This is a genomic window from Chryseobacterium sp. Leaf405 (assembly GCF_001425355.1).
Taxonomy (GTDB): Bacteria; Bacteroidota; Bacteroidia; order Flavobacteriales; family Weeksellaceae; genus Chryseobacterium.
The window spans coordinates 371,344-384,158 of sequence record NZ_LMQN01000001.1; the positions used below are offsets into that span (position 1 = coordinate 371,344).

General features: G+C 33.3%; 10 protein-coding genes. 5 read left to right on the forward strand and 5 right to left on the reverse strand.

Translation table 11 applies throughout. The features are described 5' to 3' along the window. Positions 1–55 precede the first annotated feature (55 nt). Both ASG22_RS01670 and ASG22_RS01675 read right to left on the reverse strand, forming a co-directional pair. Complete coding sequence (locus ASG22_RS01670; RefSeq protein ID WP_055979558.1) at positions 56–1,819, reverse strand: TonB-dependent receptor; 1,764 nt, start codon at positions 1,817–1,819, stop codon at positions 56–58. An 85-nt stretch (positions 1,820–1,904) separates the two neighbouring features. Continuing rightward, entirely contained in the window at positions 1,905–4,868 is a 2,964-nt protein-coding gene (locus ASG22_RS01675) for a tetratricopeptide repeat protein (protein WP_055979560.1), read from the reverse strand. Positions 4,869–5,119: 251 nt separating this feature from the next. On the opposite strand from ASG22_RS01675, the gene ASG22_RS01680 reads away from it, so the two are divergent. Then, positions 5,120–6,790, forward strand: coding sequence for an APC family permease (locus ASG22_RS01680; protein WP_055979562.1), 1,671 nt, complete (start codon positions 5,120–5,122; stop codon positions 6,788–6,790). A 118-nt stretch (positions 6,791–6,908) separates the two neighbouring features. Continuing rightward, positions 6,909–7,244 carry a DUF962 domain-containing protein gene (locus ASG22_RS01685; RefSeq protein WP_055979565.1) on the forward strand — a complete coding sequence of 112 codons (336 nt, stop codon included), beginning with the start codon at positions 6,909–6,911 and terminating at the stop codon, positions 7,242–7,244. Between the two features lie 23 nt (positions 7,245–7,267). Here ASG22_RS01685 and ASG22_RS01690 read toward each other — a convergent pair whose 3' ends face one another. Continuing rightward, positions 7,268–8,623, reverse strand: coding sequence for a deoxyguanosinetriphosphate triphosphohydrolase (locus ASG22_RS01690; RefSeq protein WP_055980243.1), 1,356 nt, complete (start codon positions 8,621–8,623; stop codon positions 7,268–7,270). 71 nt (positions 8,624–8,694) lie between these two features. Here ASG22_RS01690 and ASG22_RS01695 point away from each other — a divergent pair, with 71 nt between their 5' ends. Then, entirely contained in the window at positions 8,695–9,429 is a 735-nt protein-coding gene (locus ASG22_RS01695; protein ID WP_055979568.1) for a DNA-formamidopyrimidine glycosylase family protein, read from the forward strand. Between the two features lie 3 nt (positions 9,430–9,432). On the opposite strand, the gene ASG22_RS01700 is transcribed toward ASG22_RS01695, so the two are convergent. Together ASG22_RS01700 and ASG22_RS01705 are read right to left on the reverse strand one after the other, a co-directional pair. Then, entirely contained in the window at positions 9,433–10,155 is a 723-nt protein-coding gene (locus ASG22_RS01700) for a LytR/AlgR family response regulator transcription factor (protein ID WP_055979572.1), read from the reverse strand. Further along, a complete protein-coding gene (locus ASG22_RS01705) occupies positions 10,152–11,225 on the reverse strand; it encodes a sensor histidine kinase (RefSeq protein ID WP_055979574.1) in 1,074 nt (357 codons plus the stop codon). The genes ASG22_RS01700 and ASG22_RS01705 overlap by 4 nt, the downstream gene beginning before the upstream one ends. A gap of 188 nt (positions 11,226–11,413) precedes the next feature. Between ASG22_RS01705 and ASG22_RS01710 the strand changes: the two genes are divergently transcribed. Both ASG22_RS01710 and ASG22_RS01715 read left to right on the forward strand, forming a co-directional pair. Further along, on the forward strand, positions 11,414–11,842 hold the full coding sequence (locus ASG22_RS01710; RefSeq protein WP_055979577.1) for a hypothetical protein: 429 nt from the start codon (positions 11,414–11,416) through the stop codon (positions 11,840–11,842). A 2-nt stretch (positions 11,843–11,844) separates the two neighbouring features. Continuing rightward, positions 11,845–12,810: a DUF6268 family outer membrane beta-barrel protein gene (locus ASG22_RS01715; protein ID WP_055979580.1), complete on the forward strand. Its 966-nt coding sequence runs from the start codon at positions 11,845–11,847 to the stop codon at positions 12,808–12,810. The last annotated feature ends 5 nt before the right edge of the window (positions 12,811–12,815 follow it).

Genomic DNA, 12,815 nt, shown 5'->3' on the forward strand with positions numbered 1-12,815 from the left:
TATAAGTGATGAATAATCGGTAATTATTACTTATTGCGATTACTCATCACTCATGTTAAAATGTAATCTTCACACCTCCCAAAATCTGGGCACCAAGAACTTTATATCCTTTGTACGTTTGATATTTTGAGCTCAGAAGATTGTTTCCGAGTGCGAAAATACTGAAATTTTTATGAATTTTATACTCTGCAGATAGATTTAAATCTGCATACCCTCCCACTTTGTCATTTGTATCTTCAGTAGATTGGTACATCATGGGACTTCCAACTCCCTCAATCATAAACGAATTCGTTGTCCTGTCACTGGCAAAAATTCCTTTAAAACCAAGTAATAATTTTTGATCCAACATGGTATATTTTGCACCAAGACTTGCCGTTAACAACGGAACATTATAAATATTCTCGTAATTTTTCAGGTCAAACTTGGTAAATTTCACTTCAGTATCCAGTACTAAATTTGCCAATGGGAAATATTGCAGACTTCCTTTAATATCACTCACATTTCCATCATCATAGATTGCAGAGAAAGTATTGGCAAAATTATAGGCAGAACGATTTAAGGTAAAATTGTTGTCGAAGATACTGTTTGCTTTGAAGAACATAATATCTTTCATTTTTCCGTATCCTGCTGAAACATCGTATTTAAAAGTTTCATCAATATCACCTCTTAAACCTGCATAGAAATGATATTTTGTTTCAGTTGGTCTTAAATACTGATCAGAAACAATGAATGGATTTTGTTGTAATAAATCTGAATAGGTATTTAATTTTAGACCTCCGTCAACTCCACCATAAAACTTGAATTCCTGAGCTGCAGCATACTGAAACTCAGCTTTTGGAAACCAATACGTTTTATTATTTTTCATTTGCTCTATCATCAAATCGTTTTGATTCTTTGAATTCAAAAATGCAAATGATGAACCCAACATCAAATAAGATTCTCCTTTTCTGAATGTTACCTGCGGAGCCAAACTCATATTAAAAAAGTCTGACGTATTTTTATCCCTGATCGCAAATTCACTCTTTACGGCTTCTAAACCAATTCCAAGATCTGCATTTAAGTTAATTCCTGATTTACCAATTTCTACAGCATGTTTAGATAAATTGGCCAATATAGAAACCTGATTTTCTTTAGCATCAAAATGATCTTTCAGAAACGAAGATTTTACTCTTACATCATTCAAAATTTCATTGGAATAGAAATCGTAATATCCATTTACTTTAAACTGATTCACTCTTTGATCCAAGTCTACATCGCCTGGCTGCAACGCATAAATACCGTAATAATTGTAGCTGTTTAAGCCATATTCAGCATTCAGGTTAAACTTTCCTTTGTCTCCATAAGAATTTAGAAAAGCCCCTAATGTCGTTGAACTTTGTTTAGAATCCCAATCGTATTCTTTTTTCAAACCCTGAGTTGAAAGAAAATGTACGTCCGCTCCTACTTCAAGCTTATTTTGGAGTGTTTTTGAAATGTTCATATCTCCTAATATCTTCCCGTAATTCCCCATTCCGAATTGCAGATAATTGTTCTGAGCCGATCCTTCAAATTTCGGAGTTACATCCTGTCCCTGAATCGTTGAAGTTTTGAAATCCGAAACTGCAGGAACATCCGTAATGGTGTATTGTACAGGATTTTGAGATTTTTCTTCTGGTGGATAATTTTTAATGGTTTCCACAGAAGTTTTCTTTTTTTCGATCTTTTTTACTTCCGGTTCTCTTTTTTTATTAAGAATCAGTTTTTCTTCTTTGATCTGGGAAAACGCAACCGACGAAAACCCTAAAAATATAATGGATAATAATTGAATTCTTTTGTTCATTACTTTTTGTATTTAAGCATTTGAGTAAAAAATATTAATGATTTCAAATCATAGTACTTTCTACGGTAATACATTAGTACGCTTTTTACTTTTTAATCGACTTCTTAACCTCTTTAGCTTCAGCTACAATTTCAGGGAAATCTTTATAATTTTCAATGATCTGGTCACAAGTGTAACTTGCCTGATAATTATCTTTCAAGCCCACATAATTCTTAGCCATCAGCACCAGCGCTTTTGCACCCCAATATTCTTCGGAAGCATAGTTATTTGCCAGTTTGAAGATCGTTTCATTAGAAGATTTAAAGGCTTTTCCTTTGTTTTGATAGAAAGCTTTTGCATACAACGCTTCTGCAGCAACCGATGTATTGGACGATTTTTCAAGAGAAGCATAAGCTGTTTGTGCATCTTTATCTTTTCCTGAATTCATCAGGCTTCTTGCCTTGATTACTTTTGCTGTTTCAATAACTGCAACAGAATTTTTATTATTCGCAATTACCGCATCTGCTAATTTCTCAGCTTGAGAGAAATTCTTTTCATCGGCATACAACTTCATCAATTCTACATTGGCGTAGTTTTTAACGCTTATGTCAGACGAGTTTTTGATATTTTCCAAATACTTTCTGGCTTCCGTATTATCTCCCTGCGCAATATAAATCTGTGCTAAACGGGTCTGCGCGTCATCCTGATAATCATTCTGAACATTGGCAACATCCTGTAAAACCAACAGTGCTTTTGTTGTATTTTTTGTCTGATAATAACTTTCTCCAAGCTCGTATTTAGCCTGATAAAGTCCTTCTCCGGTCGGATTTTGCGTTAAATATTTCTCGTAATAAGAAATTGCATTTTTATAATCTTTCTTAATGAAATATTGCTTAGCAGTTGATAAATTAATTTCATCAATTTCCGCAACATCCACATTAATACCGATATTTTTAGCAAAACTTTCATATCCTGCAACATCACCGTTTTTCGTAAAAATTGGTTTTGCAGCCTGAACTATTTTTTCTGCGTAAGCTGTATTTTTATACTGATCACCAAGAGATCTCAATTCAGACAACGCTTTATCACTTTGGTTCTGATCGATATAATTCTGAGCTCTGTAAATCGAAGCATTGGCAACCAGGTCTTTATCAGACGAAGTTTTAATCACTTTATTAAAGAAATCATTCGAATTCGAAAAATCATCCTGTGCCGCATAAGCTGTTCCTATTTCGTACTGAGCATCGTCATAATAATCAGACCCCGGATATTTCGATAAAAGATTTTTTAAGTTGGTAATTTTTGCCTGCGTATCACCTTTAAATCCTAAAGCCATTGCTTTCTGGTATAAAGTATAATCCGTTGCATCTTCATTTTTATCATAAATGGCAATCGCTTCGTTCAGATTGTTATTGGCATAATTAATATCTGCCAAACGAAGTTCTGCATCATTTTTAAACTCAGATTTCGGATTCGTCAAATACTGTTTGAAATACGTTTCCGCCTGATCGAATTTTTTAGATTTAAAATAAGCATATCCCAAATCATAAGGCAATTGCTGCTTTTCAGGGAAAGTTTCGTTCAGTAATTTTTCATAACGAGCAATTGCAGACGGATAATTTCCTTTTTGATAATATACCTGCCCCAACCAATACAGTGCTCTGTTATTGAATTCTTTATTGATATTAAAGCCTAAACTTCTTAAGAAATACTGTTCCGCTTCATCATAATTTCCTTTGTTGAACTCTTCCGTTCCCAATAAATAAGAAACTTCCTGATCTATTTTATCAATTTCGGGTATTGAATTCTGTAATCTGTCGATTGCATTCAACGTTTCCTTATAATTTCCTGAATACAGATAAGATTTCACCAAGAGAGATCTCATTTCGGAAGCATTGCCCGCATTCTGATTTTCATTAATGTATTTCTGAATTACTGTTGAAGCACTTTCAAACGGGTTACCGATGTCGTAACTCAATTTTGCGTATTGTTCGTGCGCCAGTTTTTTCACTTTCGGATCGTAATTCATCTGATAAGACGAACGGAAAGCTGATAAAGCTTCCTGCTTTTTACCAACCGCCAGATAAGCATTTCCAAGTTGGTAATAGGCGTTCTGAGCTAAGGCAGAATTGCTGTTCAACAATTGATTATAATAGGAAACCGCTTCATCATATTTTTTAAGCTGCGCTGCAACAAATCCCATTTCATACAAATCGTTTTCGGATGGATTTTGCTGAACACTCAGATAATCTTTCAAATGAGGATATGCCGAAGTGTAATCATTTTTCATGAAATAACTTTCACCAATGATTTTGTGAACTTCCGCTTTATAAGACTCTGAAATATCTTCATTCAACAACGCTGTTCCTTCAGAAATTGCCTTGTCATAATCCTTATCATTATAATACATCTGAACGTAGTAAGGACGAACCAACTTAGAATATTTCGGCTGGTCTTTTACAGAATCAAAATACTGAAACGCTTTATCATTCTGTCGGTTTGAATAATACAAATGTCCCAACATATAAGCAATATCTCCTTTTTGAGTATTGTCTGCCGTTTTGTAGGCTTCTTCCAACGCATCAGTCGCCCCTTTAGAATCACCCATCATGAATTTTGCATAACCCAATTTCAGAATATACTGTGTATTTTCTTCTTTTGAAAGTTGATACTGATTAACTTTTTTCAACGTTTCCAAAGCTTTCTCAAAATCTTTTTTAGCCAGATAATAATCCGCCAACGGAAGATTTGCCTGAGCAAAATACGCAGAATTCGGATATTCTTTCATGAAAGCAGTTAACCCTTCTTCCGCATGATTTTTCTGAAGGATCACTCCAATGATGTTATCAAAAAACTGAGCTGCCTCTTTTCTCGATCTCGACAAATTTTGATTATAAAAATATTGTCTCGCATATTCGTATTGGGAAGCGTTGTATATTTTAGTCTGATAAAGATTTTCAGCCAGATTAAATCTGTAATTTTCCTGTTGTGTAAAGTATTGAGACTGTTGTGCCTCGGAAATCCCGAAATAAAACACAGCCGCCGCTAAAAGTATTTTTTTTGATCTCATTAATATCAAATTTTAAAATGTTTTAACCTCAGAATCAGGGCCATATATTTTAAACTTAAAGTGGGTTTTATCCACATTTCATCAACGAAAATATCGAAAAGATATTGCATATACAAGCGTTTTAACATATTGTTGATAACTACAATCTTTTTTAATAGTTGTTAACTTTCCCGTAAGAAATTTTAAGATTTCCTTAATTATTTCTCAGAAATAATTACATTTGCTTTTTTCGAAATCAAATATAGAATTGAATGAATCAACTTTTTAGAAGGAAAAACTATTCAGAAACAGATACATCCACCGATTTAGCAAGAGTTTTGGGTGTTTGGGATATCGTTTTTTTTGGTATTGCGGCGATTATAGGAGCAGGAAGTTTCAGCAGTTTGGGAGAAGCCGTTTTCAGAGGCGGTCCCGGTGTTATTTTACTATATTTGATCTGCGGTTTTGCCTGCGGTTTTACAGCATTGTGCTACGCAGAATTTGCCAGTAGAATTCCTACAGCTGGTTCCGCTTATACTTATGCCTATGCCAGTTTCGGAGAATTAATTGCCTGGATTATCGGCTGGGCTTTGATTATGGAATATTCTTTCGGAAATATATATGTTGCCTTTTCATGGTCAGATTATTTTACCAGTTTTCTGCATCGTTTAGGAATGCATATCCCTGATTATCTTACATGTAGTTACACCGAAGCCAAGAAAGCTTTCATGAATGGATCGGAGAACAAAGAATTACTAAATGCCTGGCAAACAGCTCCGTTATTAGGAAGTTTAAAGGTTATTTTTGATCTGCCGGCTTTGGTCATCAATGGTTTAATTACCTGGTTGTGTTATGTTGGCGTTAAAGAAAGTAAGAATTTCAATAACTCATTGGTCATCTTAAAATTAGCCGTTATTGTTTTGGTTATTTTGGTGGGATTCTCTTATATTAATACAGAAAACTGGACTCCAATAAGCCCTGAAACAGGAACACCATCCTTCATGCCGAATGGTTTTGTCGGTGTAATGAGTGCCGTTTCAGGAGTTTTCTTTGCTTATATCGGTTTTGATGCATTAAGCGTACTTTCTGAAGAAACTAAAGACCCTCAAAAAACATTGCCCAAAGGAATGATTATCTCTTTGGTTCTGTGTACCGTAATCTACATCGCATTAACTTTAGTATTAACAGGAATGGTGGATTACAAGAAGTTTGACGGTGTTGGAGATCCGCTTTCATTTATTTTTGAAAAAGGAAACGCCAACGTTGCCTGGATGGAATTAACAGTCTCATTCATTGCTATTGTTGCCATTACAACCGTATTATTGGTTTTCCAGATGGGTCAGCCGAGAATCTGGTACGCAATGAGCCGTGATGGTTTGATGCCTAAAAAATTTCAGACCGTACATCCGAAATACAAAACACCTGCATTTGCAACGATTGTTACGGGTATTGTTGTCGGAATCCCTATTTTGTTTACAGACAAATCTTTCATCTTAGATTTCACAAGTATCGGAACAATTTTCGCATTCGTATTGGTTTGCGCCGGAGTTTTAATGCTTCCTCCAAAAGAGAAAATCAAAGGAAGATTCCATTTACCATATATCAACGGAAAATTTATTTTCCCGGTAATTATCATTGGCGGATTGGTTTTCTTTTACTTCTGGCAGCCTGAATTTTTTGATAATTTAATGAAATGGGACGATCCTAAAGAAGGTGAATTCAGAGCTTCTATTTTCTTCTTCATCTTGGTTAATTTAATTCTTTCTATTTGGACTTTCGTCAAAAATCTTTCATTAATTCCGTTAATCGGGTTGAGTTCATGCCTATACCTTCTTACCGGAATGAGCCATGACAACTGGTTCTGGTTCGGACTTTGGTTTGCGATAGGTTTAGTCATTTATTTCTTCTACGGATATAAAAACAGTAAATTGAGAAAAATCTAAGCTTCAGATAAATAAAAACTTAAAAGGCAAAATTGTACATCACAGTTTTGCCTTTTTTATTTCATGATAACATTGGCGGAATTATTGCTTATTCTTTAAAGTTTAAACTAAAAATGCCATGTCTGAAAGAATAAAAACATTTAAAGAATTTTATCAGTTTTACCTTACTGAACACAGTAAAATGGGAACAAGAATTTTTCATTTCCTGGGAACACTTTTAGTGTTTTTTGTTGTAGGATATGTAATTTATTCCGGTAAAGAGCGTTTTCTATGGTATGTTCCTATTTTCGGCTATGGATTTGCCTGGTTGAGCCATGCAATTATCGAAAAAAATACACCCGCAACTTTTAAATATCCGATTTGGTCTTTAATTTCAGACTTTAAATTATTTTTTGAATTACTTATCAGAAAACAGAAATTCTCAGGAATTAAGACTGAAAAGGCATCAGAATAACTATGACCTATAATAAATAGAAATTACACCGTCATTCCGATGTCGATTCCTTTGATTTTTCTGTAAAGATCGGTAGCATAATTATCCGTCATTCCGGAAACAAAATCGATGACGCCTAAAACTTTCTGATAATCGGTTCCGTCTTCATATACAAACTGTTGCGGAAGAAGTTTTAATGCCATTTTATCATATGATTTTCTAGTGTCTTTCGACTTTAAAATTGAAGGAATAAAGTGATCCAGCAACTCATACATAACATTATAACCTGCATTTTCGATCTCTACAACGGCTTTATGATTATAAATTTTTGCAATAGAGAATTTTTCAATTTCCTTTAATGCAGCATTTTCAGACTTATACATATCAAGGAAAGCTTTATCTAATTTTCCTTCCATAATGGTTTCAAAGTTTTGTTTATACATTTCAAGAGATTTATTGATTAATGCATTAATCACTTTTGCTCTTAAATAAGAAATTTTTTCGTTGTCATTACCAATTGACACCAATTTATCCTTTACCCTTTTAATATCATCAGTTTCAGATTTTACGAGTTCAAAGAACAGGTTTTCGCAGTCAGCCGTGGAAACAATCCCCAATCGGTGAGCATCTTCCATGTCAATAATATTATAGCAAATATCGTCTGCCGCCTCAACCAGCCAAACGAATGGATGTCTTTTGAAAATATGAGGTTCTTCGTTTTCTGAAATTAAATTTGTTCCTTTTGCAATTTCAAGAAAAATATCCTTTTCATTTTGAAAAAACCCGAACTTTTTTCTGTGAAGAATTGATTTATCTCTGGCAATTGCCTCACATGGATATTTAGCAATACTTGCCAACGTTGCAAATGTCAGCTGAATTCCGCCCGCATCTTTACCTTGCTGCTGTTGTGCCAACACTCTGATTGCATTGGCATTTCCTTCAAAATTCACCAAATCTGCCCACTCTTTTTCATTGAATTTAGACTTTATTTCATTCTCATTTCTTTCAAAATAACTGGCAATCGCATCCTCACCTGAATGTCCGAACGCAGGATTTCCCACATCATGACAAAGACAAGCCGCTGCAATTACATTTCCTAAATTATGAAGATAAAAATTTCTGGAATCTTCCGTTAAATCATTTTTAAACTGATCATGAATAAATTCTCCGATAACACTACCCAAACTTCTCCCAACCGAAGAAACCTCCAGCGAATGCGTCAAACGATTATGCACAAAAACACTGCCCGGAAGCGGAAAAACCTGCGTTTTATTTTGCAGTCTGCGGAAAGCCGATGAAAATATAATTCTGTCAAAATCTCTCTGAAAATCTGTTCTTGAAGCCTTTGTCTGTGGATTGTTTCCTGTACGCTGATTGGTGAAAATCTGGTTTAAGTTCATCATTTTTCAAAATTACTTCAAATTTTATTTTTTACGGAATAATATTTGAATTTTTCTTAAAAAATAAAGCTATGCCTGAGGGTCCTACTATTGTTCTTATGAAAGAAAATCTGCAAAAATTTGTGGGTCAGAAAGTAACTGAAGTCGAAGGAAATTCAATTAAAGATCCGTCAGGAATTAAAAATGAAATTTTGAGAGAAATAAAAACTTTCGGCAAACAAACTTACCTTATTTTTGATACTGTAAATATTAGAATTCATTTACTCATGTTCGGTTCTTACAGTTTATTTGAGAAAAAAGATCAAAAAGATAATTTACGTTTAGGATTAGCTTTTAATGATGGGGGAATGTATTTTTACACCTGCAATGTAAAACTTGTAGATTCTAAATTTTTATCAAAAATAGATTGGGAAGCTGACGTGATGAGTGATGATTGGAATCCTGAAAAAGTGGAGGAAAAATTAAAATTAAATCCTAAAATGATGGTTTGCGATGCATTGATGGATCAGGATCTATTTTCCGGTGTTGGAAATATTATTAAAAACGAAGCGTTGTTTAGAATTGGTATTCATCCTGAAAGTCTGATTGGAAATTTACCTTCGAAAAAACTTGAAGAATTAATTGAGGAAGCAAGAAATTACAGTTTCGATTTCAAAAAATGGAAAAAAGCGAATGTTCTGAAAAAACATTTTCAGGTTTATCATCAAAAAAACTGTCCGAAATGTGGTGCAGACATTATAAAAAAAGATACAGGTCATGGAAAACGGACAAGCTTTTTCTGTGAAAATGACCAGAAATTATACTGAGAATTATTCCAAACTCATAGAATCACCAAAATATGCTGTAAAAAAAGCATTTTTATACACTTCCCCTAGCGGAATTTCAGAATCGCCAATGTAGAGACTGTGCGTATCAAAAGAATCAATACAATCCGTATTCACTACATAAGATTTGCTTACGCGGATAAATTTGGGTGAAATAATTTTCTGATGAATAGTTTTTAGATTCATTGCGGTTATCAGTTTTTGATTTTGCGTATGGATAACGACATAATCTTTCAATGCTTCGATAAATTTTATCTCAGAAAAATTGGTTTTATAATATCTTCTTTCAGCTTTAATTAATAAAAAATCGTTTGTATTGGATTCTACCGTATTTTTTACCGTATTATTGGATAATAATTGTTTATAAAGAACCGCTTTGCTGATTGCTTTTTCAAGTCTTTTTTTATCAACCGGTTTCAATAGATAATCTACTGCATCAAGTTCATAACTTTTCAATGCATATTGAGAATATGCTGTTGTAAAAATCACAAGACTATGCTTAGGAATCATTTTTGCGAAATCCAACCCAGTTACCAAAGGCATTTCAATATCCAAAAAAATAAGATCGGTTTCGTTTGTTTTGAGGAATTCCAAAGCTGCCGGAGCATTGGAAAACTCGCTTAGAATTTCCAATTTTGACACTTCATTGATTAGCGAACGCATTTCTGCTCTCGCCAAGGGTTCATCATCTACAACAATACAATTCATACGGGAATATTTAATATTACAATATATTCATTATCAAAAGACTGCATATTCAGTGTATAAGTTTTACCATATAAAAGTTCAAGTCGTCTTTTTATATTTACTAATCCAAGTCCGCTGTATTTTTTATCTGAAGCCGACAACTGCAAATCCTGAGAATTAACGCAGGTAAAACGGAGGATTTTGTCTTCAATTTTGATATTAATTTTAATATAAGATTCTTTTCCTGTGATATTTACACTGTGTTTTATTGCATTTTCCACAAAAGTTGTAAAAAGATTGGGCGGAATAAATGTGCTGTTTAGAATCTTTTTGTCGGTCTCTGAATGAATTTCAACGGAAAAATTTTCTCTTCTAATTTTTTCAAGATTAATAAAATTCGATAAAAACTCTATTTCTGAGGTTAATAAAGTCTTTTCTTCCCCGTTTTCATACAATTGATATCTTAGAAATTCCGAGAGCTTAATAATTACCGTTGTTGCTGCCTCAGGATCGGTTCTTATTAATGCTTTTACGTTATTCAACATATTAAATAAGAAATGCGGATTGATCTGGTTTCTCAATTCATTCAATTCCATATTTAATGTAAGACTGCTCAATTCTGTGATTCTTTTATTGTCTTTTGTCCATTTTTGAAGAAGTTTTACCGTTGTTGTGGTTAAAATAATAGAAACACACATCATAATCCCTTCATAAAAATCCCCGTCTTTATTATTGTGAATATGACTGATGTTATAAGCATCAAAATAATTCTTAAAACAATAACTGATAAAATTAATTCCGGCTACTCCGAGCAATATCAACAGTATAAAATAAGAAACATAATACGTTCGGAAAAAGAAATACGGAACAAGCACATATATATTAATATATGCCATGATTATTAACATCGTATATGCAAATAGCAGTACAAAATAACGGTAAGGATCTTCAAACCAACTCCAAAATCTGGTAAAATAAATAAGTCCGAAAAATCCAATACAAAATACCAAATGACGCAAAAACCGATATCGGTCGTCTATCAAAAAATTTATCAGCAAATTATTTTTCAATTCCGGCGAATTGTATTTCATATCTTCATTTTATCCTAAACAAAAATAAGTAATAACGGAGCTAATACCGATAATATTATACAAAGTCGGTTATTTTTTATACGAATTTCAGAAGCGTCCGATTTTGTATAAAATACCTGCCGTTTCATATAAAAAAAATATTGTGAAGAGCTTTTCTCTATTCCTTTGCGCTATAAAATGTAAACATTATGGAATTAAGCGCTTTTCAGGAACTCAGCGAAAAAATCACTTTAGAATGCTTCTATATGTCGGATTCTCAGCAGGAAGAAAAAATTATTCAGTTAATCGACCTTCATCACTTTGTAGAATGCTATAACCAAAGCCTGAAAGTGATTGATTATGTGAATAATCCTGTAAATATCATTGAAGAAAACGGCATTAAAAAAGGAATTTTATTTTATGATTTAAAATTTTCTTCCGCCTTAAATCCTTATGAATCTGACACCTTCAAAAAAGAAAATAATCTGCAGGAACTTTGGTTTGTTTTCGTGGAAGAAGATACCAAAACGCTTCACAGCCAACATTCGGATTTTATTACTGAAAATGCCTTAGAAATTTTCTTTGATAAAATATTTGTTTTCAATTTTTTCCAATCTCTCATTACTTCCTTAAAATAACCATGAATATATTACACAAAACAATCCTTACATCTTCTATTCTTTCGATTTCCAATATTGCTTTCGCCCAGAAACGAGACAGCATTCCGCAAAAAGTAACCGCTTATGTGGCAGAAAAATTTCCGATAGCAAGAGATTTCAACGTTGAATTTACTCAACTCACGCCTTACAAATTTTCATCTCAGCTCCACGGTGCAGATTTACCGGAAAATAAAGTCGATCATTTTTCACAGGTAAAAGTGAGTTCAAATATCAATTTCATTAAAACTCAAAAATGGGTCCTGAGTACTACTCTCAACTATCGTTATACGTCTTTAAATACTGAAAATTCAATCTCAGATTATCGAAAAAACAATGATTTTCATTATCATTCTGAAACATTGAGTTTTACATATTTCTCAAAACTTTTTAATAAAATGACCATTTATTCTGCCAGCTTTTCTGTGGACGGAAGTGATGAACATTTTGAAAGAATGCGTGGCATGCTGACCGGAACAATGATTTTAAAAGCCAATGCCAAAACAAAAATGACGGTAGGATTAGTGGGAATTATTGATCCTTCAACTCAGATTCCTATTATTCCTACTTTCAGTTATGAACATACATTTGATAATGGACTGATTGCAGATATTATTCTGCCGAAAAGAGTTTTAATCAAAAAGAATGTTTCTGAAAACGGCAGAATTTCTTTAGGCTCAGAGATGGAAAATACTTCATTTTACATTTATGACAGCAATAAAAGGTATGAATTCAGACAATTGGAAATCAATTCGGGAGCAATTTACGAACATAAAATCGGCAGTTTTATCGGGACTTTAAAAACAGGAATACGAACCGTTCCTAATGCCAGAATTTTCGAAAAAAATGAATCTTTCAAAAATTATTTCTTCGAAGCCAGTCCAAAAACTTCTTTTTATTTTAACGTCGGTGTTTCTTACAACCCTTTTGGAAAATACAAAGCAAAATAAATTAT